This is a genomic window from Halobellus limi, assembly GCF_004799685.1.
Taxonomy (GTDB): Archaea; Halobacteriota; Halobacteria; order Halobacteriales; family Haloferacaceae; genus Haloquadratum; species Haloquadratum limi.
The window spans coordinates 2,489,438-2,512,973 of sequence record NZ_CP031311.1; the positions used below are offsets into that span (position 1 = coordinate 2,489,438).

Below are 23,536 nucleotides of genomic sequence, written 5' to 3' on the forward strand. Positions count from 1 at the left end.
ATTCCCCCGTCGAGGAGCACAACACCTATTTATGGTTCGATTTGCACACAGTGTATGGCCGCTGTCGACCTCGACGACCTCGATCGCTACATCGTCTACGCGCTCCAGAGAGACGCCAGGCACACCTCCAGCAGCGACATCGCGGAGGCGAAGGGCGTCTCGGCGAGCACCGTCAGAAACCGGATCTCGAAGCTCGAATCCGAGGGGATCATCCGCGGGACCCACGTCGACGTCGACTACGAGAAGATGGGCTTTCAGCTCTACACGATCATCTTCTGCACCGCGCCGATCCCCGAGCGCGAACGCCTCGCCGAGCGGGCGCTCGACGTCGAGGGCGTCCTCTCCGTCAGAGAGATCATGACCGGCGACGAGAACGTCCACATCACCGCCGTCGGCCGCGACAGCGACGACCTGAGCCGGATCGGCCGCGAGCTCAACTCGCTCGGCTTCGAGATCGTCGAAGAGGAGATCATCAGAAACGAGTACACGAACCCCTACAGCGCGTTCGATTCCTGCGGTTCCGAGGGCGACCGGGACGATCCGGGCGAGTGATGTAAGGGGGAGCGAGCGGGCCGAACGACGGCCGAGAAGCGACGTCGCCGACGTGACCGCCCGTGGCGACACATTGATTCCGGACTCGCGGCAAGCAGTAGGGTATGACAGTCGTTACCGCGAGGGATGCGCTCGGATACGCGCTCGGACGTGAGATGCTCCTCCTGTATCTCGCCGTGCTGGCCGGGTACGTAGCGGTGCTCCTCGGCGGGTGGTTCGCGTCGGGGTGGGCGCTCCGCGGGGGCGGTGCCGGGTTCGTGGGGCAACTGCTGGCGGCGGTCTGTTTCCTCGCCGGGTTCGTGGCCGTCCTCGGCGGCCTGATCGGCTTCGTGTACAAGGTGATCGCGGACGCGAACGCGGTCGCGCGGGAGTGAGCGAGGCGGGGTCGTCGCGGACGCCGTCGGTCCGGAATCCGTCGGCGAACGTGATCAGTCCCGAGGGTCGTCGCGGGCGCGGTCAGTCCCGGAGCGTCGTCGCGAGACGGTTCGCGATCTCGCCGCCGAGTTCCGCCTTCGTTCCCGCGAACTCGACCGACTCGGCCGCGTCGACGAACAGCGTCCGCGTCTCGTCGTCGCCCATCACGGAGGCGTCGTTGGCGACGACGAACGCGAGGTCCGACCGCGTCAGGATCCCGCGCGCGGCCTCGATCATCTCGCCGTCGTCGCCCGACGTCTCGGCTTTGAAGCCAACGATCGGAAGGTCCGGGTACGCCTCGCGCACGCCGTCGATGAGCTTCGGGGTCGGTTCGAGATCGAGCGTCCGCGACTCCCCCGAGCGGAGTTTCTCGTCTGCGCGTTCGACGGTGTAATCGGAGATCGCCGCCGCCGAGACGAGGGCGTCGGCGGCGGGGGCGTCGCCCTCGTCGGATCCGTCACCGCCGCGATCACCGCCGACGGCGTCGAGGACGGCCTCGCGCATCTCCGCCGCGGATTCGACGGTCACCGTCTCGGCGTAGTGGACGTCGCCGCCGTCGTGGACGAGGGTGACGTCGGCCCCGCGGACGCGGCACGCGCGGGCGACCGCGCGGCCGGTCTTCCCGGACGCGCGGTTCGTGATGATCCGCACGGGGTCGATCGACTCCGCGGTCGCCCCCGAGGTGACGACGACGCGTCGCCCCGCGAGCGACTGCTCCGTGGTCGCGCGGGCGACGGCGGTCACGATCGCCGCCTCGGTCGCGATCTTCGCCTTCCCCTCCTCGATCCGCGGGTCGACGAAGTCGACGCCCCAGGACTCCACGCGCTCGATGGCGTCCAGCACGCCCGGGTGGTCGTACATCGGCTCGTGCATCGCGGGCGCGACGACGACGGGCAGGTCCGCGCCGAGTGCGGTCGTCGCGCACGTCGTCACGGGCGTGTCGTCGACGGCGCCGGCGATCTTGCCGACCGTGTTCGCCGTCGCGGGCGCGAGCAGCAGCACGTCGGCCCATCCCTCGCGGCCGCAGAGTTCGACGTGCTCGACGCTCCCGGTCAGTTCCGTCACCACGTCGTTCCCGGTGGCGAACTCGACGGCCCAGGGGTGAACGATGCCCTGCGCGCTCTCGGTCATCACGCCGCGGACCGCCGCGCCCTGCCGTCGCAACTCGTGGGCGAGTTCGACCACCTTCACGGCCGCGATGCTGCCCGAGACGCCGAGCGCGACGTTGACCCCGTCTAACATCGGTCGACTCTTCGACGGCACGCGTGTAAAACTCCCCGTTCCGCCGACCCGGTGGACAGCGGTCGGACCGTGAGCTGATCGGGGGAGTCTATACGGATCGAGAAGGTGTCTATACGGGCCGAGAGGGTGTCTATACGGGTCGAGATCGGGATCGTGCGCGCGGCGATTCGCCCGTTACTCGTCGAGTCGGCCGAGTTCGTCGTCGACGAGGCTCGGGTGAGTCCGCTGCGGTTCCGGGTGCGGCCCCTCGAACGCCTCGCGCATCCGGTCGCGGGACTCGGCGTCGCGCCGCTCGCGCTCTGCGGCGTCGATCTCCTCACAGCCCGGCGGGACCTCCCGCCCGCGGTCGGTGAAGTACCCCTCCGGCGTCACCCAGTCGTGGTAGTAGGGCGTCTCGGAGTCGTGGACGACCGTCAGGCCGACCTCCGCGCCGTGGCCCGCGGCGACGACCGCCTGGTGGTACTTTTCGGTCAACCGACCGGCGGCGTAGACCCCCTCGACGTCGGTTCGTCCGAGGTCGTCGACGATGACGTACGTCTTCGACCCGGCGTCGCGGGTCTCCACGCCGAGTCCGTCCAGGTAGGAGGCGTCCGACCACGACGCCGCGACGACGGCGTCGGCGCGGTACGTCCGCGTCTCCCCGCCGTCCGAGACGGCACTGACCTCGAAGGCGTCGCCGTCCGAAGGGTCGGCGTCGCCGTGGGACTCGCCGCCGTCCGACGGGTCGGCGTCCTCATCCGTCCGCTCGACGTCGGTGACCCGACCCGTTCGCCGCCGAACGCCGTTCTCCTCGGCCTGTTCGACGAGGAGGTCGAGGAACCGTCTGGCGTCGACGCCGCCGGGGAATCCGGGGACGTTCTCCAGGTGGGCGTTCCGCGCGAGGATGCTCTCGTCGGTGTCGACGACGGTCGTGTCGAGTCCGGCGCGGGCGGTGAACGTCGCGGCCGTCAGGCCGGCGACGCCGCCGCCGCCGACCAGGACGTCGGCGGTCTCGGAATCGGTCTCTCGGGTGGACATACCCGCGGGAAAGCGAGCGACTCCCGTGAGTCTCACGGTTTTGATCCGAGCAACGAAGAAACGCGCCGTCGGGAGGTCGCCGTCAGTACTCGGAGTCGGTGTCGTACAGCCGTTCGTCGTCGGTGGCGTCGACCGAGACGAGACCGCCCGGCCCGTCGCCGATCTCGACCCGAAGCCGCCAGCGGCGGTCCCCGAGCGGCGTCGCCGCCGCGAACCGGAACGTCGTGTCCGGAAGCCGCCGCGCCAGCGCGACCGAGAGCGGAAGCGTCGGGAGCCGCCCCGTCCGCTCCGCGAGCGCGTAGTCGCCGAACGTCAGGATCCAGACGTCGTCGTCGACGCCGGCGGAGACGGACGCGCCGTCGACGAAGCCGACGCGTTCGAGTTCCGACATCGTCGCGCGGACCCCCTCCCCGGGACGCATCGCCGTCCGGGCGTCCGGACAGCGAAGCGACCGGGCGGCGTCCTCGACGACCGTCACCCGTTGTCGCCGCGAGGCGCGATAGGCGAGTTCGCTCATCGTGCTCCACAGCAGCGTGAGACAGAAGTCGTCGCGGTCGTCGACGACCTCCGCGAGCGTCAGGTACGTCTCCATCGCCGCGGACTCGACCTCGCGAAGCCCCGTATCGGAGAGGGCCTCGAAGGTCGCGCCCGCGACGTCGTGACAGAACGAGAGGTAGCGCAGGCGAGCGTCGGCCTCGGCCGCGGAGGAGACGCCGCCGGGGCCGTCCTCGATGTCGTGGACCAGCGGCTCGTAGAACGGCACTTGCGGGTCGTACTGTCTGAGCGTCGCCCGGTACTCCGCGGTGGCCTCCGCCGCCTCCGCGGCGGTGTCGCGGTCGTCGAACCGAAGTCCCGAGACGGGGTGGGGCTCGCAGCCGGTTCGACCGCAGACGACGGCGTAGGGGCCGCCAGGCGCCGCGAGGCAGTCGACGTGCCGGCTGATGTCTCGAAGGGTCGACCCGACCATCGGTTCGGATATGATCGTTCTTCAACAAGTACGTTCCGGTCGCCCACTTCCCGTGAGGCCAGGTCTCACGGCTCGTACCTCACGAGCGCCGGCTTGACCGGGACCGTTACAGCGGGATCGAGGCGGACGCCACCCGTCTACGGTCCCGCCCACAACGCTTTCGTCGCCCGCGCTCCACCGATGCTCGTGGACGAACTCGTCGTCAGTACGGTGGTCTACCTCCCGGCCGGGGAGGCCTACGAGTTCCTCGTCGACTTCCCGCGGTACGCGGCGTACTCGAAGCACCTCCGCGACGTCGTCAGGCGCAGCGGCGACGGCGGCGCGGGGACGCGCTACGCGATGCGGTTCGCCTGGTGGAAGCTCACCTACACGGTCGAATCGGAGGTGACCGCGGTCGACCCGCCCGAACGGATCGAGTGGGAGGTCGTGAAGAACCTCGACGCGAGCGGCCGCTGGCGGATCGAGGAGCTGGCGGAGGTCCCCGAGGACGCTCCGGAGGACGTCGAGGCGGCCTCTCGTGTCTCCTTCGAGGTGTCGTACGATCCCCGCTCGGCGAACGAGCGCGGGATCGACCTCCCGCGGTTCGTCTCGCTGGGCTGGGTCGCAGAGAAGATCAAGCCCGCGATCACGAGCGAGGCCGAGCGCCTCGTCGAGCGGGTCGTCGCGGATCTGGAGGGCGAACCGCGATCGGTCGATCTCACGGTCGAACGGCGGTCCTGAGCCGTCTCTGCCGGTAGAATACCCGGATCGAGAGCGGAGATCGATGCCGAAAGAGAAATACCTCCGCGTCGGGCACACTCTGAAAGAATGAATCCGGGTGATCCCTCGTGCGCGTAGTCATCGTCGGCGCGGGGCAGGTCGGATCGAGCATCGCGGCCGATCTCGCGGACACACACGAGGTGATCGTCGTCGACTGCGACGGCGAGCGGGTCGAGGAGCTGAACTACTCCTACGACGTTCTCGGCGTGACCGGCGACGGGACGTCCGTCTCGACGCTCGAAGAGGCCGGCATCGAGGAGACGGATATGGTGATCGCCTCGACCGACAACGACGAGACGAACATCGTCGTCTGCTCGACGGTGAAGGCGATCTCGGACGCGTTCACGATCGCGCGGGTGAAGAACACCGAGTACCTCAGGACGTGGGAGCGCTCCGAGCGCGCCTTCGGCGTCGACTTCATGGTCTGTACGAACCTGCTCGCCGCGAAGTCGATCGTCCGGATGATCGGCCTCCCCGCCGCGCGCGACGTCGACCCCTTCGCGGGGGGGAAGGTCCAGATGGCGGAGTTCGAGGTCGACGACGACAGCCCCGTCGCGAACCAGACCGTCGCCGAGGCCGACCGCTTCGACTCGCTGACGTTCGTCGCGATCCTGCGGAACGGCTGCGTGGAGATCGCCCGCGGGGAGACGGTGATCAAGCCGGGCGACCGCGCCGTCGTCATCGGCTCGCCCACGAGCGTCCAGGAGTTCGCCCGCTCGGTCGCGCCCGAGGAGTCGCCCGGGACCGCCGAGGAGGTCGTCGTCGTCGGCGGCTCGGAGATCGGCTACCACGTCGCGCGCCTGCTCGAAGAGCGCGGCTTCCGCCCCCGGCTCATCGAGCGCGACGGGGAGCGCGCCCGCGACCTCGCGGAGCGACTCCCCAAGTCGGTCGTGATGGAGTCTGACGCGACGGACATCGAGTTCCTCGAACGCGAGCACGTCGGCGACGCGGACGTGGTGGTCTCGACGCTGGACTCCGACGAGAAGAACCTCCTCGTCTCGCTTCTGGCCTCCCGGATGGGCGTCGAGCGGACCATCGCGATCATCGACACGGCCGACTACGTCGACCTCTTCGAGACCGTCGGCGTCGACGTGGGCGTGAGCCCCCGCAGCGTCGTCGCCGAGGAGATCTCGCGGTTCACCCGCGACGGCGAGGCCGAGAACATCGCGCTGATCGAGTCCGACAAGGCCGAGGTGCTGGAAATCGAGGTCGACTCCGAGAGCATCCTCGCGGGCCGTCCCATCCGGGAATCGATGCAGGAACTCCCCGACGGGCTCGTGATCGGCGCGATCACCCGGGACCGGGAGTTCGTCACCCCTCGCGGCGACACGGTGGTCGAGGTCGGCGACCACGTGGTCGTCTTCGGCGACATCGACGTCGTCGACGACATCGCGCCGAAACTGTGACGATGTCGGTCCGCGTCGACACCCGCGCGAGTCTCAGCCTCGTCGGATCGGTGCTGAAGTACCTCGCCGTCCCGCTGTGTTTCCCGCTCCTCGTCGCGCTCTACTACGAGGAGACGATCGCACCCTTCGTCGGGACGATCCTCCTCACCGTCGTCCTCGGGGTCGGCCTCGAACGGCTCGACGCCGACCCCGACCTCCGGGCCCGCGAGGGCTTCCTGATGGTGGCAGTGACGTGGCTGGCCGTCGCCGTCGTCGGCGCGATCCCCTACCTGATCGAGGCCCACGGCGTCCCGATACTCGTCGAACCCGTCCACCCGGAATCGACGCTCCGGAACCCCGCGAACGCGCTCTTCGAGACGATGAGCGGCTTCACGACGACCGGGGCGACCGTGCTCGGCGACATCTCCTTCGAGTCCCACACCCGGGCGATTATGCTGTGGCGACAGCTCACCCAGTGGCTCGGCGGGATGGGGATCGTCGTCCTCGCGGTCGCGATCCTCCCGGAACTCTCCGTCGGCGGCGCGCAGCTGATGGACGCCGAAGCGCCCGGCCCCGGAATCGAGAAACTCACCCCGCGGATCGCGGAGACCGCGCGGGCGCTGTGGGGCGCGTACCTCGGCCTGACCGTCTTGGAGATCGCCTTGCTCTACTCGCTCAACCTCGCCGGTATCGACGGGGCGATGACGTTCTACAACGCCGTCTCTCACGGGCTGACGACGATGCCGACCGGCGGGTTCTCCCCGGAGGCCCGCAGCATCGAGGCGTTCAGCGCCGCCGCCCAGTGGATCATCATCCCGTTTATGATCGCCGCCGGGACGAACTTCGCGCTGTTCTGGCACGTCCTCACCGGCGATCCGAAGCGGCTCGTCCGCGACTCCGAGTTCAAGTTCTACGTCGGCGTGCTGGGGGCGTTGACCGCGGTCATCACGGCGGTGCTCTTCGCCGGCGGGCTCGTTAGCGCGGCTCCGGCCGGCGGAACCTTCGACGCCGCGTACCTGGAGACGTTCCGGGCGGAGATCGTCGGCCAGCTCGAACCCTCGCTGCGCTACGCGGCGTTCCAGGCGGCCTCCATCGTCACGACGACCGGGTACGCGAACATGGACTTCAACGCCTGGGGGCCGACCGCGCAGTACCTTCTCCTGTTCGCGATGTTCATCGGCGGGTCGGCCGGATCGACCGGCGGCGCGGTCAAGATCGTCCGGTGGTACGTGATCCTCAAGTCCGTCCGCCGCGAACTCTTCACCACCGCCCATCCCGACGCCGTCCGCCCGGTACGCCTCGGGGGCCGCGCCCTCGACGAGCGGGCGGTCCGCGGGATCTACGCCTTCACGCTCCTGTATCTGGTCATCTTCTTCGTCTCGGCGGGGATCGTCTTCCTCGATGCGACGCGGAGCGGGCTGTCGCTCACGGTGCTGGAGGTGCTGTCGGCGATCGCAGCGACGCTCGGGAACGTCGGTCCCGGATTCGGCGCGGTCGGGCCGATGGGGAGCTACCTCGCGTTCTCGAACGCGAGCAAGCTCTTCATGTTCGTGCTGATGTGGATCGGTCGACTCGAAATCATCCCCGTGTTGGTCCTCTTGACGCCCGAGTACTGGGCTCGTTGAGGGGACGTCCAGATTCGATCCATCGACCCCCGGCGAACCCACGTCTCTGGCGTCGGGGGTCTCCGGAGCGGGTCTCGAAGTCCCGGAGAATCGTTCCGATCCGGGCGGCGGTGTCGAAAACGCCCCGTTTCCGCCGCCGACCGTAGTTACGCTTCCACGGCGGAGGCCGCCCGCACGATGGCCTCCTCGCCGAACTTCGGGCCGATCAGTTGCAGGCCGACCGGCAGGCCCTCGACCTCGCCGGCGGGCACCGAGATGGCCGGGAGGTTCGCGAGGTTCACCGGGACCGTGTTGGCGTCCATCAGGTACAGCTGCAGCGGGTCGTCGAGGCTTTCCCCCAGTCGCGGCGGGAGCACGGGCATCGTCGGCGTCGCGAGCACGTCCGCCTCGTCGAGGGCGTCGTCGAAGTCCCGCTTCACCCACGCGCGGGCGTCCTGGGCCTTTTTGTAGTACTTGTCGTGATACCCCGCCGAGAGGGCGTACGTGCCGAGCAGGATCCGACGCTTGACCTCCTCGCCGAAGCCCTCCTCGCGGGCGCGGGCGAACGCGTCGTTCCAGTTGCCCTCGTAGCCGCCGGACGTCCCATATCGCACGCCGTCGAAGCGCGCGAGGTTCGAGGAGGCCTCCGACATCGCGATGACGTAGTACGCCTGGACGGCGTGTTCGACCGAATCCAGCGACACCTCGACGGTCTCTGCGCCCTGCGCGCGGAGGTCGTCCAGGGCGGCCTCGAACGTCTCGACGACGCGGTCGTCCGCGCCGTCGAGGAGGTCGGTGACGACGCCGATCGTCGTGCCGGCGACGTCGCCGTCGGCCGCGGCGGCGTAGTTCGAGTCCGTCGCGGGGTGTGCGGCGGCGTCGCCGGCCGTGTCGCCGCTCCCGCCGTCCCCTTCGTCGTCGAGGTCGAACCGCGTCGTCGAATCTCTCGGGTCGGGGCCCGAGATCACGTCGAGGAGGGCGGCGGCGTCCTCGACGCTCCGGGCGATCGGGCCGATCTGTTCGAGTGAGTTGGCGTAGGCGACGAGGCCGTACCTGGAAACGAGCCCGTAGGTCGGCTTGATGCCGACGACGCCGCAGAACGCCGCCGGGTTGCGGACGGAGCCGCCCGTGTCGGAGCCGAGCGCGAGGTCGGCCTCGCCGGCGGCGACGGCGGCCGCGGAGCCGCCGGAGGAGCCGCCGGGGACGTGCGCTTCGTCGACGGGGTTCTTCGTCGGGCCGTAGGCGGACGTCTCGGTGGTGCCGCCCATCCCGAACTCGTCCATATTGGCCTTGCCGACGATGGTCGCCCCCGCGTCCTTCAGGCGTTCGACGACCGTCGCGTCGTAGGGCGGCACGTACGATTCGAGCATCGCGGAGCCGCAGGTCGTCCGGACGCCCTCGGTGCTGATGTTGTCCTTGACGGCGACGGTCTTCCCCGAGAGTGCCCCATCGTCGTCGCCCTCGATCGCCTCCTCGGTGATGAACGCGTTCAGGCTCATCACGACACCCGCGGACCCTTGAAGAAGCCGTCCTCGGTCTCTGCGGCGTTCGCGAGCGCCTCCTCCTGGTCGAGGCTCTCTTCGACCTCGTCGGGACGCATCACGTTCACCAGGTCGGCGTCGCTCTCGACTTCCGGCACCTCGTCGAGGGCCTCGAAGTACTCGAGGATCTCGGCGAACTGCGTCGCGAACGCATCGACCTCCTCGTCGGCGAGGTCGACCCGCGCCAGTTCGGCGACGTGTTCGACCTCCTCGGCGTCGACGGACGTCTCGCTCATATCCGAGCAGAACCGTGGCCCGGGAGTAAGGGTTTCGGTGCACACCCACCTTTTGCTGCGGGCGGCTTCGCCGCCCTGGCAAAAGCTGGATCAAAAGCACTGCGTCACCCTCTCAGCGCGGCGGGCCGCGCTTCGAGGGTTCCTTGGCCCGCTCGCTCACTGCGTTCGCTCGCGGTACGTAGGTCATCTGTGTCGATCAGTCCACCGTGGCCCGTGCTCGCGACGCTTCTGCCGTCGTCGAGCTCGAAGGGTAAGAACCACTTGTACGCCGCAACATCGGCGGGTATGGAGACGACGCGTCACTTCACCGCGACGGTCTACATCGTCGAGAGCGGGGCGGTCGCCCTGCACCGCCACGAGCGGCTCGGGATCCGCATCCCGCCGGGCGGTCACGTCGACCGCGACGAACTCCCCCACGAGGCCGGGCTGCGCGAGGTCCGCGAGGAGACCGGACTCGACGCCGAACTGCTCGACGGGACCCGAGAAATAGACGCCCCCGCGGGGCGCACGCTCCCGCGGCCGCGACACCAGATGCTCTACGACATCAACGTCCACGGCGACGGGGGCGTGGGCCACCAGCACATCGATCATATCTACTACGCCCGGGTCGACTCCCGCGAGATCGATCCCGACGGCGACGACGAGGCCGATCCCGAGGTCTGGGCGTGGTACGACGAGTCGGACCTCCGGGCCAGCGACGTCGACCCCGACACGGTGCAGTTCTCGCTGGAGGCGATCGCGGCCGCGGAGGACGAAGCGTCCCCAGAAGAGGCCGCCGGGGACGGTTAGTCGCCGGAGCCGGATCCGCCCGTCTCGTCGTCGGGCGGCCGCACGGGACCGTCGCCGACGAGTTCGCGGACGTACCGCTCGACGTGGTCGTCCATCCGGCGTTTGAACCCCGCTCGCCGGGCCAGTCGGTCCAGTTCGCGGGAGACGTAGGTCCCGTACTGGACGGCTTTTTTGTCCGCGGTCCGGACCGACTCGGGAACCACGTCGCGGGCCGCCTCCCGGAGTGCGACCTTCCGCCGGCCGTCGTCCACGAGCAGGTGTTCCGGAAGCTCCAGCGCCGCCGCGACGACCTCGTCGTGCAGCAGCGGCGTGAGCGGTTCGACGCCCGCGGCGCGAAGGGCCACGACGTCGCGCTCGGCCTGCCCGGGAATCGTCGCCAGCGTCTCCCGACGCGCACCGCGGACGGTGTCGGCGTCGACGCGCGGATCGGTCGGTGCCTTCTCGACCTTGGCGTAGCCGCCGAACAGTTCGTCCGCGCCCTGCCCGAGCGCGAGGCGGTCGAAGCCGTCGGCGGCGGCACGCTCGCCGACGAGATAGAGCGGGAGCGCGATCGAGAGGTCCATCGGGTTCGTTCGACCGATCGAGGCGACGAGTTCCGGGACCGTCTCCCGGACGTCGTCGTGCGTGAGTTCGACGACGCGGAGGTCCCGATCCATCGCTTCGGCGGCGTCGCGGGCGGCGGCGACGTCGTGGCAGCCCTCGAAGCCGGCGACGTAGCAGGGCGCATTCGGGATTCCGGCGGCGACGACTGCGGAGTCGACACCCCCGGAGAAGGCGACGGCGACGTCGTCGGAGTCGACAGTCTGGTCGTTTCCCAAAGCAGCCGCTCGCGTCCGATCGAGCACCGCGTCGCGGACCGCGCGGAGGGCCTCGCGGTCGTCGTCGTTCGGCCGCGGATCGGGCAGCGTCCACGTCCGCTCCGCGTCGTCCGTGGCGGTCACAGCCGTCGCTGGCGGTGTGACCGCCCCCGCTGGGACGGCCACGGGGTCCGAAAGTGCCCGCGGGTCGAACGCCCACGACGAGGGGGCGTCGGCCTCGACGAACAGCGGCCGACGGCCGAGAACGTCGCGGACGAGTCGGCCGTCGACGACGCCCGCGAACCCGGCGGTGCCGGGCAGCGGTTCGCCCGTTTCGATGGCGTTCCGGACGGTGGCCGGATCGACCCCGTCGACCTCCGTCGCCGGCCCGGCCCCGCCGGTCTTCGTCTCCGAGCCGACCTCGTCTCCCGTCTCCCGATCCGAGGGTCCGCCGTCGCGGGCCATCACACGAGGTCCGAGACGGTGCGCTTGATCCGGCGCTTGACGCCGCCGCCGAACTGTCTGAAGGAGATCCGCCAGGGCGTTCGACTGCCGACGACGCTCGTTTTGCCTTCGACGATGGCGTCGAGGATCCCCTCGACGGAGCGGTCGTCGGTCCCCACTTCGGTGACGGCCTGGCCGACCATCTCGCCGATGTGGGCGTCGCTGCCGGCGGTCATCGGCAGCTTGCGGGCGGTCGCGAAGCGCTTGGCCTTCCGGTTGGCCCAGCCGGTGAACAGCCGCGAGTTGTACACCTCGATGGCGTCCGCGGCGGCGAGTTGATCGCGGCTGATGTGCGCGGCGACGCCGTGCCGCGAGGATTGAAACGGGTGCGGGACGACGGCGACGCCGCCCTGCTCGTGGATGCGGTCGAGCGTCTCGTCGTAGGAGAGGCCCGCGGGGACGAGTTCGTCGATGCCGAACGCGAGGATGTGCCCCGCCGCGGAGGTCACCTCCATCGCGGGAATCCCGACGAGGCCGTACTCGGGAGCCAGCTCCGCGGCCTCCAGGCTCGCGTCGATCTCGTCGTGGTCCGTGACCGCCAGCGCGTCGAGCCCGACCGCCTGCGCCTGCGCTAACAGCAGTTCGACGGGGTCGCGGCCGTCGTACGACAGCGACGAGTGCGCGTGCAGCTCGACCGATAGCACGGCCGGAGATAGTCGCCGAGATTAAAAAAGCGACCCGATCCGGTCGTCGGTTCGACGCGGGAGGGCTCGACGCCGAACGACGATCCCCCGCCCGGCGCACCGGGGCGAGGAAAATACACGTCCGTGCACACAGAAAAGCATTAATCTGCCCTTCTTGAACAGGGAAGTGAATGAGCCTGCCGGACTCTGATCGCGAACTCGTCACGGCCGAACTCGGGCGTGACCCCACCCCGACGGAAGCCGCGCTGTTCGAGAACCTCTGGAGCGAACACTGCGCGTACCGCTCGTCGCGACCCCTCCTCTCTGCGTTCTCCTCGGAGGGCGAGCAGGTCGTCGTCGGCCCCGGCGACGACGCCGCCGTCGTCCGTCTCCCCGACAACGACGGAACGTCCGATTCGGAGACGTACGTCACGATGGGGATCGAGAGCCACAACCACCCCTCGTACGTCGACCCCTACGACGGCGCGGCGACCGGCGTCGGCGGTATCGTCCGCGACACCCTGTCGATGGGCGCGTACCCGATCGCGCTGGCGGACAGCCTCTACTTCGGCGGCTTCGACCGCGAACACACCCGCTACCTCCTCGACGGCGTCGTCGAGGGGATCGCTGACTACGGCAACGCCATCGGCGTTCCCACCGTGGGCGGCAGCGTCGAGTTCCACGACGATTACGAGGGCAACCCGCTCGTGAACGTCGCCTGCGTCGGTCTCCTCGACGAGGAACGGCTCGTCACCGCCGAAGCGCAGGAGGCGGGCAACAAACTCGTGCTCGTCGGGAACGCGACCGGCCGCGACGGTCTCGGCGGCGCGTCCTTCGCCAGCGAGGACCTCGCGGAGGACGCCGAGACGGAGGACCGCCCGGCCGTCCAGGTCGGCGACCCCTACTCGGAGAAGCTGCTGATCGAGGCCAACGAGGACCTCATCGACGCCGGCCTGATCCAGTCCGCGCGCGACCTGGGCGCGGCCGGCCTCGGCGGCGCGTCCTCCGAACTCGTCGCGAAGGGCGGCTTCGGCGCGCGAATCGAACTCGACCGCGTCCACCAGCGCGAGCCGAACATGAACCCGCTGGAGATCGTCCTCGCCGAGTCGCAGGAACGGATGTGCTACGAGGTCCGGGCGGAGGACGTCGACGCCGTCGCCGAGATCGCAGAGCGATACGACCTCGGCTGCTCGGTCATCGGCGAGGTCACCGAGGGGAACTACGTCTGCACCTTCAGCGGTGAAACCGTCGTCGACGTCCCGCCGGAGTTCCTCGCGGACGGCGCGCCGATGAACGACCTCGACGCGGTCGAACCGACGCAGCCGGAACCCGACCGCCCCGACGTCGACGTCGAGTCCGCGTTCGAGGCGGTCGTGAGCGCGCCCAACACGGCCTCGAAGCGGTGGGTCTACCGCCAGTACGACCACGAGGTCGGCGCGCGGACCGCGCTGCTGCCCGGCGACGACGCCGCGGTGCTCGCGGTCCGCGAGGCCGGGACGGGCCTCGCGATCTCCGCGGGGGCCGTCCCCGCCTGGACCGACTGCGCGCCCTACGACGGGGCCCGCGCCGTGGCTCTGGAGAACGCGACGAACCTCGCCGCGAAGGGGGCGACGCCGCTGGCCGCGGTCGACTGCCTGAACGGCGGCAACCCCGAGAAGCCCGACGTCTACGGCGGCTTCAAGGCCATCGTCGACGGTCTCGCCGATATGTGCCGGGACCTCTCGGTGCCGGTCGTCGGCGGGAACGTCTCGCTGTACAACGACTCCGTCGAGGGGCCGATCCCGCCGACGCCGACGCTCGCGATGGTCGGCGCGAAGGACGGCTACGACGCCCCGCCGGCCGCGTTCGACGGCGAGGGGACGGTCCTCCTCGTCGGCGAGGGAAGCGACGCGCTCGGCGGCTCGGAACTGCTCGCACAGGTGGGCGGCTCCGACCGGTTCCCGACGCTGCCCGAGGACGCCGGTAACGTCGTCGCCACGCTCGCGGACGTCGCGGACGCCGACTCGACGCTCGCCGTCCACGACGTGAGCAGCGGCGGCCTCGCGGTGGCGCTCGCGGAGATGGTCACGGCCGAAGCAGGCGCGGACGTCGCCGTCGACGACGCCGTGGCGCTCTTCGAGGAGACGCCCGGACGGGCGGTCGTCGAGACCACGGATCCGGCCGCGGTCGCGGCCGCGTTCGACGGCGTCGCACCGGTGACGACGCTGGGCGAGGCGACGGCCGACGGAACGCTGTCGCTCTCGGTCGACGGGACGAACCTCGCGGTCGACGCGGAAACGATCGCGTCGCTCCGGGACGTGCTCGCGGCGGAACTCGATTAGACCGGCGGGCGAATCCGGTTTTTACGCGAGGAACAGCGGAACGCCGAAGACGACGGCCAGGCCGACGGCGAGGACGAGAAGCCCCGTCGTGACCCGGCTCATTCCGAACGCCTGCATCGGCGAGGTGACGCGGACGTCCACCAGTTCGCTCCCGTGGCTGTCGTCGTGTCCGTGATCGTCGTGTCCGTGGTCGTCGTGGTCGGCCATACGCGAGACGTGGACCACCGTCTACTAAAGTGCTCCCGAATCGGCGTCGGGGGCTGAGACCGAACCAGCGACGCCTACCGATGGAGACCGAACCAGCCACACCTAATTGCCGTCGGCGTGTGGCGGGCGTATGACCGATACGACGAGAAACGAGGGGGTCACGGAGTCCGACGAGGGAACGGGCGACGTGGAGACACTCCCGAACGGCGAGACGCGACGGTGGTGGAAGGAGGCGGTCGTCTACCAGATCTATCCCAGATCCTTCAACGACAGCGACGGCGACGGCGTCGGCGACATCCCGGGCATCCGCCGAAAGGTGGAGTACCTCGACGACCTCGGCGTCGACGTCGTCTGGCTCAACCCCGTCTACGAGTCGCCCAACGCCGACAACGGCTACGACATCTCGGATTACCGTGCGATTATGGACGAGTTCGGGACGATGGAAGACTGGGAGGCGCTCCTCGCGGATCTCCACGACCGAGACATCCGACTGGTGATGGATCTCGTCGTGAACCACACCTCCGACGAGCACGCGTGGTTCCGGTGGTCGCGGGAGTCGACGGAGAGCGACTACCGCGACTGGTACTTCTGGCGCGAGGGAGAGGACGCCGAAGCCGTCCCGTGGGACGCCGAGGGCGGACCGGACGGGGAGGCCCCGCCGAACGACTGGGAGTCGTTCTTCGGCGGCCCCGCCTGGACCTACGACGAGGCGACCGGAGAGTGGTACCTCCACCTGTTCGACGAGAAGCAGCCGGATCTCGACTGGACGAACGAGCGGGTCCGCGAGGAGGTGTTCGACACGATGGCGTGGTGGCTCGAGAAGGGGATCGACGGGTTCCGGATGGACGTCATCAACCTCATCTCGAAGCCCGAGGGCCTCCCGCCGACCGACACCGACCGGGGGATCGAAACGATCGACCGGGTGGCGGACGGGCCGCGGGTCCACGAGTACCTCCGCGAGATGCGCGAGGCCGTGCTCTCCCCGGACCTGCTGACGGTCGGCGAGATGGTCGGCGAGGAACTTCCGATGGCGGAGGCGCGGCAGTACGTCGGCCAGGGACCCGATCGCGACGGCCTCTCGATGCTGTTTCACTTCGAGCATATGCTCTTAGACCGCGGCGAGGAGTTCTGGGAGACCAGCGAGTGGGAGCTGACCGACCTGAAGGCCGTCTTCGACCGCTGGCAGGCGGGCCTCGCCGACGAGGGGTGGAACTCGCTGTACTTCGCCAACCACGACCAGCCGCGCTCGGTGTCTCGATTCGGCGACGACGGCGAGTACCGTCGGGAGTCGGCGAAGCTGCTCGCGACCCTCCTTCACACGCTCCAGGGGACGCCCTACGTCTACCAGGGCGAGGAACTCGGGATGACGAACGTCCCCTTCGAGTCGCTCTCGGAGTTCCGCGACGTCGACACGCTCAACCCGGTCCGACGGGCGATCGAGCGCGGCGAGATCGACTCCTTCCAGAGCGTCGCCGAGGGCGTCCGCGCGAACAGCCGCGACAACGCCCGGACGCCGATGCAGTGGTCCGCGGAGACGAACGCCGGCTTCACCGACGGGGAGCCGTGGATCAAGGTGAACCCGAACCACGCGGAGATCAACGTCGCCGACGAGCGCGAGGATCCGGATTCGGTGTGGCACTACTACCGACGGCTGATCGAGTTACGGGACGAACGCGACGTGATGGCCTACGGCGACTACGACCCGTACCTGCGGGAGCACGAGGAGGTCTGGGCGTACACCCGAACGCTCGGCGAGGAGCGGTGGCTCGTCGTCCTCAACTTCTCCGGGACCGAAACGGAGTTCGAACTCCCGGCGGACGTCGTCGCCGACGCGGACCCGGAGGTCGTCATCGGGAACTACGAGGCGGGTGAGACGGACCGGGAGCGAGCGGACGAGACGGCCCCGATCGGAGCGGCGGAGGCCGGCGAGTTCCGACTCCGACCGTGGGAGGCGCGCGTCTACGACCTGTAGGGTCGGCTATCGGGGGCTGTGGGGCGGACAGGCGACACGGGACCGTCGCGGCGCGGTGTGTCGCGCACCCGCTTTTCGCGCCGCGGTCGACGTCAAGTCACGGAGGACCTGGCCCCGCCTCGGTATATGAACCCTCGCGCCGAACCGGAGTCGGATCCAGTCCGCTGTCGAAAGGGGGGTGTCGCAGTCGAAACCATCAAGCGGTCCATCCCCGAAGGATTAGGTACCAAATGCTCACGAAGCGGATCATCCCCTGCATCGACGTCGACCTCGACGACGACGGGAACCCCGCCGTCTACACCGGCGTCAACTTCGAGGACCTGCAGTACACCGGCGACCCCGTCGAGATGGCCAAGCGGTACAACGAGGCCGGCGCCGACGAGTTCGTCTTCCTCGACATCACCGCCTCCGCGGCGGGCCGGGAGACGATGCTCGATACGGTCTCTCGCGTCGCCGACGAGGTGTTCATCCCGCTGACGGTCGGCGGCGGGATCAGGACGAAAGAGGACATCAAGGAGACGCTCCGGGCCGGCGCGGACAAGGTCTCGATCAACACCGCGGCGCTGGAGAACCCCGACCTGATCGACGAGGGCGCACGCGCCTTCGGTTCGCAGTGCATCGTCATCTCCGTCGACGCGCGGCGACGCTTCGACGAGGCCGGCGAGTACTACGCCGAGGTCGACGGGGAGTCCTGCTGGTTCGAGTGCACCGTGAAGGGCGGCCGCGAGGGAACCGGGACCGACGTCGTCGAGTGGGCGAAGGAGGCGGAGTCCCGCGGGGCCGGCGAGCTGTTCGTCAACTCGATCGACGCCGACGGGACCAAAGACGGCTACGACATTCCGCTGACGAAGGCCGTCTGCGACACGGTCTCGACGCCCGTGATCGCCTCCTCGGGCTGTGGCGGCCCCGAGGATATGTACGAGGTGTTCACCGAGGCGGGCGCGGACGCCGGCCTCGCGGCGTCGATCTTCCACTTCGGCGACTACAGCATCCGGGAGACGAAAGAGTACCTCGACGAGCGTGGCGTCCCGGTTCGGCTGTAGCGTGGCGTCCCGGTTCGGCCGTAGCGTTCCGATCCGGTCGGTGCGTAGCGCGGTGCCGGCCGCGGAAAACGTCGATTACGCCGCGGCCTCGAACGCGGACGAGAAGTCCTCGACCATCGCCTGAACGTTACGAGAGGCCTCTTCGAGCGCGTCGAGGGGGTCGACGCCGGATTCGGTCTTGATCGAGAGGATCGGTTCGGTCTGTCCGCCCGACTGCTCGGGGTTCACGTCGTAGGTCGCCGCGGCGACGCCCTCGGTCTCCAAGAGCGCGCCCTTCATCACGTTCATGAACGTGTGATCCTCGCCTGCGACCTCGATGCGGAGTTCCTCCTCGGTCTTGTCGATGACCCGCAGTTCCATACTCTCCCCGTTACCGACGACGGCGTTTCAGTATTTCGTATTCGGGAACAGCGCCGAGACGTCGGGATCGCGGTCGATCAACCGATAGACGGAGCCGTCGCGGTCGACCACGCCGGCGTGTTCGAGGTGGTCCAGGTGCGCGAACGCCTCGCCGGGACCGTGGAGGATGTGGATGTCCTCGAGTTCGCCGAAGAGGTGCGCGCTGACCGTCCACGCGTCCGCCGCGCCGTGTTCGCGGAGGGCGTCGACGACGCGTCGGGTGCGTTCGACGTGGTGTGCGCGGATCACCCGCGCGCGCTCGGACGGCTCTTCGATCGGATCGCGGTGCCCCGGCCAGGCGTAGTCGAGATCGAGTCCGATGAGCCGATCGAGGCTCTCGACGTACTGTTCGAGCGGCCGGTCCAGCCGGAGGTCCGCACCGCCGACGTTGGGGGTGTACTCGGGGAGGATCACGTCGCCGACGAAGGCCTCGAACCGCGGTTCGGCGGTCGGGCCGTCGCCGCCGGGACGCTCGGAGGCGTCACTGTCGCCGGGGCGCTCCGAGGGGGCACCGCCCCGGGCCGACGACGTCTCGAACGTGAACGCGACGTGCCCGGCCGCATGGCCCGGGAGGTGACACACCGTCAGTTCGCCGTCGCCGGCGGGGATCCGGTCGCCGTCGACGAGCGATTCGACCTCCGCCGGGTTGCCGGCCACCGAGTCGAACTCCGACTGCACCGCTTCGAGTTCCGCGCGCTTCCCGTCGGGGACGCCCCACTCGTCGAAGCGCCGCTCGCGCAGCGCACGCAGATCGGCGGTCGCGTCCTCGTCGCCGGCGATCAGCGGGACGTCGGCCCCGTGGGCGTACACCGTGGCTCCCGAGCGCTCCTGGAGTTCGCCGGCGAGGCCGCTGTGGTCGGGATGCCAGTGCGTCAGGAGGATCTGATCGACGTCTCCGGGCGAGACGTCGGCCGCGGCGAGTCCGTCGAGCAGGTCCTCGCGGACGTCGGACATCGAAATGCCGACGTCCACGAGCGTCGTCACGGCGCCGTCGACCAGGTACGCGTTGTTCCGCCCCTCGAAGACCGTGTTCCCGAGCGGAATGCGGGTGACGTCCATACGGCGAGAGTCGGGCGAACGATTATGAGAGTTACCATAGCGGCGGTCCGTCAGCGCATCTCGTCCTCGGCGAACCGAGCGGGGTCCCCTCTCAGGGTCGGTACATTCAATTCGGTCGCTGTCGAACCGCGCGGACAGGGGATGGAGGACTTCTACGACCTGCTGGGGGTGGCCGAAGACGCCTCGGCCGAGGAGATCGATCGCGCGTGGCGCCGGAAGGTCCGCACGTATCACCCGGACGTCAACGACGACACCCGGGCGAACGCGCAGTTCAAGACGCTGAAGAAGGCCCACGAGACTCTCTCCGACGAGACCGAACGCGCGGCCTACGACCGAATGGGCCACGAGTCGTACGTGCGGCGGCGACTCGACGGCCTCCCGACGAAGGGACAGCCCCAGCGACCGGACGCGACGGCGGAGCCGAAGACGGACGCAGCGGCCGAGTCGGACGCAGCGGCGAACGACGACGCGACTGCGAATGGGAACGCAGCGGCGAGCGACCCGGATTCGGGGACGAGCGCCCGCGCCGCGGACCGTCGAACGGCGACGGGGCGGACCGCCGGCGAACGGACCCGGTCCCGGGACTCGTCCGAATCGAGACGGAGCGGCCGTCGGTCCTCCGAGAGCGCCCGCTCCAGTGCGTCCGGGGGCAGTCGCGGAAGACACGCGTCGGCCGGATCCGGCGGGCGGGGAACGGCCCGGGACGCCACGACGGGCGGGTCGAACGCCGGAGGCTCGGAGTCGGAGGCCCGAGGTCCAGGGTCGACGTCGTCGAGGGCGACGCGCTCGGCGAGCCGACTCACGCCGCTCTCGTACGGGTGGACTGCCGTGTTGCTCGCGGGCATCCTGTACGTCGCCGGTCTCTGGCGGTACCTCCGGGCGAACGCCGAGGCGCTGGCGGCCCTTCGGCGCGCGGCGGCCGCCGATCCGATGGCCGCGGCGACCGCGACGCAGGAACTCGTCGCCCCCGGACAGTTCGTCCTCGAATCGGTGACGGTCGGCGAGCCCCTGACGCTCCTGTTTCCGATCGGAACGGTCGTGCTGGCGGTCGCGCTCGCGGGGGTCGTTCACTCGTTCGGTCGAGGCGTGGCGTACCTGTACGCGCTCGGCGGTCTCCTCCCGTTGTTCGCACTCGCTGCGGGCCCGATGGTGACGCTCCCGGACGGCGCCGTCCTGGGACTCGTCTGTGTGTGCCCCCTCCTCGCGACGGCGGCCTTTCTCGTCGACGTCGGACGAGTCGCCTTCTGAGGGGCGGGCGGACGGTCACGAGAACCAGCGTCCTACCGGCGGATCGGTGAAAGGAAGCGGGGCCGCATCGGGCGGGCCCCTGACTGACCAAGCCACTGCGAAGAGCACCAGTCTCGCAGTTCCTTACCTGACGCGCCCGGTTGCTTCGACCACGCGCGTCGGTAATTACTCGGCGATTTTTCGTCAAAAGTCCTGGGATAGAGCCAATATCCGCCCAGACGGACACAAAATTTGGTATAATTATTCGATTCTGCCCTATATTCGGGAAAGAAATAAGAAATACAGAACATATTTATTCGATTCCACCGCCGAACCGGAACGATACTGATCGAATATGGGACTTTTCGGCGGCGACGAGTCGGTAGCGTGCCCCGGGCGCGTCACCCACCATCCGGTCGGTTGTGACGGTTCAGTATCGGTCGCACACTGGGAGGTGGGAAAACTCGGCTGAGCCTCTCAGCGGACCATGTACGGGTCGTTTCCGGCGCCGAACCGGCCGAGGTCGGCCTCGCGCCGGTAGTCCGTCGAACGGAGCGTCTCGATCCCCTCGACGAGGCGGTCGTGGTGTGTCTCCCCCCACTCGGCGGGCTCTCGGATCGGGACGACGAGGAAGCCGCTGCCCCGCAATTCCTTCGCGTGTAACGCCTCCATATCGATCTCGGTCTTCCACGCCTGGGCGGTGTACGTTTCCAGCACGTGTGCCGTCGCTTTCGCGCCCACCGGAAGGAGGACGTGAGCGGCGATCGCCCGCAGTTCGGCGTCGAAGAACCGCTCGAGGTCGTCGTACGACGACTGCGGGGGGTCGTCGCCGTCGGGCGCACACAGGTGCAGGTACGAGAGAAACGTCCCGTCGGGTTCGGGGCTGTCACCGGTCGTCCGCAACAGCCCGGCGCCCGCCAGCGCCGCCTGCAGGCGACGGCCCGCGTCGTTGGTGAACGGAACGCCGGTGTCCAGACCGCCGTGGACGCCGGGGTGGTCGCCGACGACGTGGAAGTCGGCGTTGGCGTCGCCGTATCCCGGGACGAAGCGCTCACACGGGGGGCGCATATCGAACGGGTTCCGAATCCGGTCTGTGACGTTCTCCACGCTGGCGACGTAGCGGCGGTGCGATTAAAACGGGATCGGTTCGGTCCTCAGAGTTCGACGCCCGAGGGGATCAGACTGTGCGATCGGAGGAGGTTGCCGTCGGCGTCGTACACGAGGAACGTCTGCTTCTCGTAGGTGACGAGGTCTTCGCCGTCGATGCTCACCTCGACGCGGTAGCGGCCGTCGTCGGAGTCCGGCGCGTTGCGACCGTACTCGCGCGCGGCGCGGATGAACGCGAGGACGTCGTCCGCGGACTCGTTGAGTTCGAGGACGAAGTCGCCGGTGATTCGGTTCGTCACGCTCACGACGCCCGCGGCGTCCGGTTCGTCGAGGGAGTCCTGCAGTCGGAACGCCACGTCTGTCTCACCGGCGTCCAGATAGCCGCCTGTCGGATCGGAGAGGCGATGCTCCAGCACCTCTTTGGGACCGTGGAAATCGATCCGCACCTGTGGCTTTCTGGGGTCGTCGCCCTCGTCGACCCAGGCGACGTTCTTGACGTCCAACTCGAAGTAATCCCGCCTCATTCCGTGTAACGAGGTAGAACGTCATCGCGTATGAACGTAACGCCCGCGTCAGACACGGCCGCGTTGAAATGCGGGCGGACGCCTACCGTTTAGCAACGGTGGGACGGGCGAGCTCCCCCAGAGTCCTCCACTGCGACGGCAGCGAGCCGTCGGGCTGTCACACTGAACAACGAGGACGACCGTTTCTCTATCGCAGTATATGATTTATTTCCGGCATCGACAGCCCACTTCGGGTCCTGCCAGAGTGACAACGAGGACTACGCGAGGTGCGCTCGGACCGTCTCGAAGTCGTTCGCCGCGATGCTGTCGCCGATCGAATCGGCGTCGAGGTCCGGGACCGCACCGGGGTACTTCCGCTCGAAGTACGAGAGGAGGTTCGCGACGTCGCGATCGACGAGCTCCCGGGCGTTCTCGTGATCCGTCGGGACGGCCTGTGGCCAATCGAAGACCGTCACCCCGGACTCGCTGATCGCGACGTTGTACTCGCTCATGTCCGCGTGGACGTATCCGGCGTCGTAGGCGGCGGTGATCTCCCGGAGGATCAGATCGAGGACGCCGACGACCTGGTCCTCGGGGAGTTTCGCCCGGTGGAGTTCCACCCCGTCGAGTTTCGCCATCACGATCGCGTGGCGGTTGTGATCGATCGGTCGGGGGACCGAGACGTCGGGGTACAGCGATTCCAGGGCGTCGTACTCGCGTTCGGCCGCCTTTCGCGCCGTGTAGAGCCAGGAGACGTGCTGGTTGTCCGACGTGTAATCGCGCTCGCGCATCACCTCCCGGAAGTTCGTGTATCCCTCGCGGTGGAACTTCAGCGCGAGCGGTCGGTAGGACTGGACTTCGAGGACGTCGCTCTCCTTCCCGACGCCGAGCGGCGCGCCGACACCCTCGATGGTGTCGCGTTCGGAGAACGTTCGGAGGGCGAGCGCGTCGTACCCCTCGGCGGTGAGCGTGTAGCCCTCGTACTGGATCGTCTTCCGCTCGATCAGCTCCCGGGTCGCACAGCGGTCAAGTCGGTAGTCGACCTCCTCGGGCGAGAGGTTCGACAGTTCCGGAAGTTTGCCGCGGTTGACCCACTCCGAGAAGCGCATTCCCTGCTCGACGCCGGAGAGGAGATAGAAGTCCTCGGGTTCGAGTTCGGCCATCACGCCGGCGACGTTCCGCACCATACCCCTATTCCGCCGGCGACGCGTAAAAGGCCCGCGAGTCCGGGCCACTCGCACGCGTATATCCCATTTCGGTATATCAAA

The 23,536-nt window shown here is 68.8% G+C and carries 23 protein-coding genes; 10 read left to right on the top strand and 13 right to left on the bottom strand.

Annotated elements, in window-relative coordinates; all coding sequences use genetic code 11:
- Positions 1-54 precede the first annotated feature (54 nt).
- A complete protein-coding gene (locus DV707_RS12320) occupies positions 55-552 on the top strand; it encodes an Lrp/AsnC family transcriptional regulator (protein ID WP_103991419.1) in 498 nt (165 codons plus the stop codon).
- A gap of 104 nt (positions 553-656) precedes the next feature.
- The gene (locus DV707_RS12325) at positions 657-926 is read left to right on the top strand and encodes a hypothetical protein (protein ID WP_136361874.1); all 270 of its coding nucleotides are present in this window, start codon (positions 657-659) and stop codon (positions 924-926) included.
- An 82-nt stretch (positions 927-1,008) separates the two neighbouring features.
- Here the strand turns inward: DV707_RS12325 and coaBC are convergent, their stop codons facing one another.
- The 3 genes from coaBC to DV707_RS12340 all read right to left on the bottom strand — a co-directional run bounded on the left by coaBC (position 1,009) and on the right by DV707_RS12340 (position 4,192).
- Complete coding sequence (gene coaBC, locus DV707_RS12330) at positions 1,009-2,208, bottom strand: bifunctional phosphopantothenoylcysteine decarboxylase/phosphopantothenate--cysteine ligase CoaBC (protein ID WP_103991417.1); 1,200 nt, start codon at positions 2,206-2,208, stop codon at positions 1,009-1,011.
- 174 nt (positions 2,209-2,382) lie between these two features.
- Positions 2,383-3,225 carry an FAD-dependent oxidoreductase gene (locus DV707_RS12335; RefSeq protein WP_103991416.1) on the bottom strand — a complete coding sequence of 281 codons (843 nt, stop codon included), beginning with the start codon at positions 3,223-3,225 and terminating at the stop codon, positions 2,383-2,385.
- Positions 3,226-3,307: 82 nt separating this feature from the next.
- Entirely contained in the window at positions 3,308-4,192 is an 885-nt protein-coding gene (locus DV707_RS12340; protein WP_103991415.1) for a DUF7551 domain-containing protein, read from the bottom strand.
- 186 nt (positions 4,193-4,378) lie between these two features.
- On the opposite strand from DV707_RS12340, the gene DV707_RS12345 reads away from it, so the two are divergent.
- The 3 genes from DV707_RS12345 to DV707_RS12355 all read left to right on the top strand — a co-directional run bounded on the left by DV707_RS12345 (position 4,379) and on the right by DV707_RS12355 (position 7,961).
- Positions 4,379-4,912: an SRPBCC family protein gene (locus tag DV707_RS12345; RefSeq protein ID WP_103991966.1), complete on the top strand. Its 534-nt coding sequence runs from the start codon at positions 4,379-4,381 to the stop codon at positions 4,910-4,912.
- A gap of 107 nt (positions 4,913-5,019) precedes the next feature.
- Positions 5,020-6,357: a Trk system potassium transporter TrkA gene (trkA, locus tag DV707_RS12350; protein ID WP_103991414.1), complete on the top strand. Its 1,338-nt coding sequence runs from the start codon at positions 5,020-5,022 to the stop codon at positions 6,355-6,357.
- A gap of 2 nt (positions 6,358-6,359) precedes the next feature.
- Positions 6,360-7,961: a TrkH family potassium uptake protein gene (locus tag DV707_RS12355; protein WP_103991413.1), complete on the top strand. Its 1,602-nt coding sequence runs from the start codon at positions 6,360-6,362 to the stop codon at positions 7,959-7,961.
- A 146-nt stretch (positions 7,962-8,107) separates the two neighbouring features.
- On the opposite strand, the gene DV707_RS12360 is transcribed toward DV707_RS12355, so the two are convergent.
- Positions 8,108-9,439 (bottom strand): amidase family protein, encoded by a 1,332-nt coding sequence (locus DV707_RS12360; RefSeq protein WP_103991412.1) that lies wholly within the window; start codon positions 9,437-9,439, stop codon positions 8,108-8,110.
- The gene (gatC, locus tag DV707_RS12365) at positions 9,439-9,717 is read right to left on the bottom strand and encodes an Asp-tRNA(Asn)/Glu-tRNA(Gln) amidotransferase subunit GatC (RefSeq protein WP_103991411.1); all 279 of its coding nucleotides are present in this window, start codon (positions 9,715-9,717) and stop codon (positions 9,439-9,441) included. The genes DV707_RS12360 and gatC overlap by 1 nt, the downstream gene beginning before the upstream one ends.
- Before the next feature lie 285 nt (positions 9,718-10,002).
- Between gatC and DV707_RS12370 the strand changes: the two genes are divergently transcribed.
- Positions 10,003-10,506 carry an NUDIX hydrolase gene (locus DV707_RS12370; protein ID WP_103991410.1) on the top strand — a complete coding sequence of 168 codons (504 nt, stop codon included), beginning with the start codon at positions 10,003-10,005 and terminating at the stop codon, positions 10,504-10,506.
- Here DV707_RS12370 and DV707_RS12375 read toward each other — a convergent pair.
- Both DV707_RS12375 and DV707_RS12380 read right to left on the bottom strand, forming a co-directional pair.
- Positions 10,503-11,768: an asparagine synthase C-terminal domain-containing protein gene (locus DV707_RS12375; RefSeq protein ID WP_103991409.1), complete on the bottom strand. Its 1,266-nt coding sequence runs from the start codon at positions 11,766-11,768 to the stop codon at positions 10,503-10,505. The two genes, DV707_RS12370 and DV707_RS12375, sit on opposite strands and share 4 nt — an antisense overlap.
- Complete coding sequence (locus tag DV707_RS12380; RefSeq protein WP_103991408.1) at positions 11,768-12,451, bottom strand: CehA/McbA family metallohydrolase; 684 nt, start codon at positions 12,449-12,451, stop codon at positions 11,768-11,770. Before DV707_RS12380 ends, DV707_RS12375 begins: the two co-directional genes overlap by 1 nt.
- A 170-nt stretch (positions 12,452-12,621) precedes the next feature.
- Here DV707_RS12380 and purL point away from each other — a divergent pair, with 170 nt between their 5' ends.
- Positions 12,622-14,751 (top strand): phosphoribosylformylglycinamidine synthase subunit PurL, encoded by a 2,130-nt coding sequence (purL, locus tag DV707_RS12385; RefSeq protein ID WP_103991407.1) that lies wholly within the window; start codon positions 12,622-12,624, stop codon positions 14,749-14,751.
- A gap of 21 nt (positions 14,752-14,772) precedes the next feature.
- On the opposite strand, the gene DV707_RS12390 is transcribed toward purL, so the two are convergent.
- On the bottom strand, positions 14,773-14,958 hold the full coding sequence (locus DV707_RS12390; protein ID WP_103991406.1) for a DUF7550 family protein: 186 nt from the start codon (positions 14,956-14,958) through the stop codon (positions 14,773-14,775).
- Positions 14,959-15,088: 130 nt separating this feature from the next.
- On the opposite strand from DV707_RS12390, the gene DV707_RS12395 reads away from it, so the two are divergent.
- Complete coding sequence (locus tag DV707_RS12395; RefSeq protein ID WP_103991405.1) at positions 15,089-16,930, top strand: glycoside hydrolase family 13 protein; 1,842 nt, start codon at positions 15,089-15,091, stop codon at positions 16,928-16,930.
- Between the two features lie 230 nt (positions 16,931-17,160).
- Entirely contained in the window at positions 17,161-17,973 is an 813-nt protein-coding gene (gene hisF, locus DV707_RS12400; protein WP_103991404.1) for an imidazole glycerol phosphate synthase subunit HisF, read from the top strand.
- Positions 17,974-18,048: 75 nt separating this feature from the next.
- Here the strand turns inward: hisF and DV707_RS12405 are convergent, their stop codons facing one another.
- Together DV707_RS12405 and DV707_RS12410 are read right to left on the bottom strand one after the other, a co-directional pair.
- Positions 18,049-18,333 carry a DNA-directed RNA polymerase subunit L gene (locus tag DV707_RS12405; protein WP_103991403.1) on the bottom strand — a complete coding sequence of 95 codons (285 nt, stop codon included), beginning with the start codon at positions 18,331-18,333 and terminating at the stop codon, positions 18,049-18,051.
- A 27-nt stretch (positions 18,334-18,360) separates the two neighbouring features.
- On the bottom strand, positions 18,361-19,431 hold the full coding sequence (locus tag DV707_RS12410) for an MBL fold metallo-hydrolase (RefSeq protein ID WP_103991402.1): 1,071 nt from the start codon (positions 19,429-19,431) through the stop codon (positions 18,361-18,363).
- A 141-nt stretch (positions 19,432-19,572) separates the two neighbouring features.
- Between DV707_RS12410 and DV707_RS12415 the strand changes: the two genes are divergently transcribed.
- Entirely contained in the window at positions 19,573-20,679 is a 1,107-nt protein-coding gene (locus DV707_RS12415; RefSeq protein WP_160113922.1) for a J domain-containing protein, read from the top strand.
- 456 nt (positions 20,680-21,135) lie between these two features.
- On the opposite strand, the gene DV707_RS12420 is transcribed toward DV707_RS12415, so the two are convergent.
- The 3 genes from DV707_RS12420 to DV707_RS12430 form a co-directional block, all read right to left on the bottom strand.
- Complete coding sequence (locus DV707_RS12420; protein ID WP_103991400.1) at positions 21,136-21,765, bottom strand: uracil-DNA glycosylase family protein; 630 nt, start codon at positions 21,763-21,765, stop codon at positions 21,136-21,138.
- Between the two features lie 47 nt (positions 21,766-21,812).
- Complete coding sequence (locus DV707_RS12425) at positions 21,813-22,289, bottom strand: DUF5793 family protein (protein WP_103991399.1); 477 nt, start codon at positions 22,287-22,289, stop codon at positions 21,813-21,815.
- Between the two features lie 257 nt (positions 22,290-22,546).
- Positions 22,547-23,455 (bottom strand): serine/threonine-protein kinase RIO2, encoded by a 909-nt coding sequence (locus DV707_RS12430; protein ID WP_103991398.1) that lies wholly within the window; start codon positions 23,453-23,455, stop codon positions 22,547-22,549.
- Between the last annotated feature and the right edge of the window lie 81 nt (positions 23,456-23,536).

Bases quoted from the DNA above. Each gene is read 5' to 3' on its own strand.
- DV707_RS12320 (WP_103991419.1), top strand. From the start codon at position 55: ATGGCCGCTGTCGACCTCGACGACCTCGATCGCTACATCGTCTACGCG.
- DV707_RS12325 (WP_136361874.1), top strand. From the start codon at position 657: ATGACAGTCGTTACCGCGAGGGATGCGCTCGGATACGCGCTCGGACGT.
- coaBC (WP_103991417.1), bottom strand. From the start codon at position 2,208: ATGTTAGACGGGGTCAACGTCGCGCTCGGCGTCTCGGGCAGCATCGCG.
- DV707_RS12335 (WP_103991416.1), bottom strand. From the start codon at position 3,225: ATGTCCACCCGAGAGACCGATTCCGAGACCGCCGACGTCCTGGTCGGC.
- DV707_RS12340 (WP_103991415.1), bottom strand. From the start codon at position 4,192: ATGGTCGGGTCGACCCTTCGAGACATCAGCCGGCACGTCGACTGCCTC.
- DV707_RS12355 (WP_103991413.1), top strand. From the start codon at position 6,360: ATGTCGGTCCGCGTCGACACCCGCGCGAGTCTCAGCCTCGTCGGATCG.
- DV707_RS12360 (WP_103991412.1), bottom strand. From the start codon at position 9,439: ATGAGCCTGAACGCGTTCATCACCGAGGAGGCGATCGAGGGCGACGAC.
- gatC (WP_103991411.1), bottom strand. From the start codon at position 9,717: ATGAGCGAGACGTCCGTCGACGCCGAGGAGGTCGAACACGTCGCCGAA.
- DV707_RS12370 (WP_103991410.1), top strand. From the start codon at position 10,003: ATGGAGACGACGCGTCACTTCACCGCGACGGTCTACATCGTCGAGAGC.
- DV707_RS12375 (WP_103991409.1), bottom strand. From the start codon at position 11,768: ATGGCCCGCGACGGCGGACCCTCGGATCGGGAGACGGGAGACGAGGTC.
- purL (WP_103991407.1), top strand. From the start codon at position 12,622: ATGAGCCTGCCGGACTCTGATCGCGAACTCGTCACGGCCGAACTCGGG.
- DV707_RS12390 (WP_103991406.1), bottom strand. From the start codon at position 14,958: ATGGCCGACCACGACGACCACGGACACGACGATCACGGACACGACGAC.
- DV707_RS12395 (WP_103991405.1), top strand. From the start codon at position 15,089: ATGACCGATACGACGAGAAACGAGGGGGTCACGGAGTCCGACGAGGGA.
- hisF (WP_103991404.1), top strand. From the start codon at position 17,161: ATGCTCACGAAGCGGATCATCCCCTGCATCGACGTCGACCTCGACGAC.
- DV707_RS12405 (WP_103991403.1), bottom strand. From the start codon at position 18,333: ATGGAACTGCGGGTCATCGACAAGACCGAGGAGGAACTCCGCATCGAG.
- DV707_RS12410 (WP_103991402.1), bottom strand. From the start codon at position 19,431: ATGGACGTCACCCGCATTCCGCTCGGGAACACGGTCTTCGAGGGGCGG.
- DV707_RS12415 (WP_160113922.1), top strand. From the start codon at position 19,573: ATGGAGGACTTCTACGACCTGCTGGGGGTGGCCGAAGACGCCTCGGCC.
- DV707_RS12425 (WP_103991399.1), bottom strand. From the start codon at position 22,289: ATGAGGCGGGATTACTTCGAGTTGGACGTCAAGAACGTCGCCTGGGTC.
- DV707_RS12430 (WP_103991398.1), bottom strand. From the start codon at position 23,455: ATGGTGCGGAACGTCGCCGGCGTGATGGCCGAACTCGAACCCGAGGAC.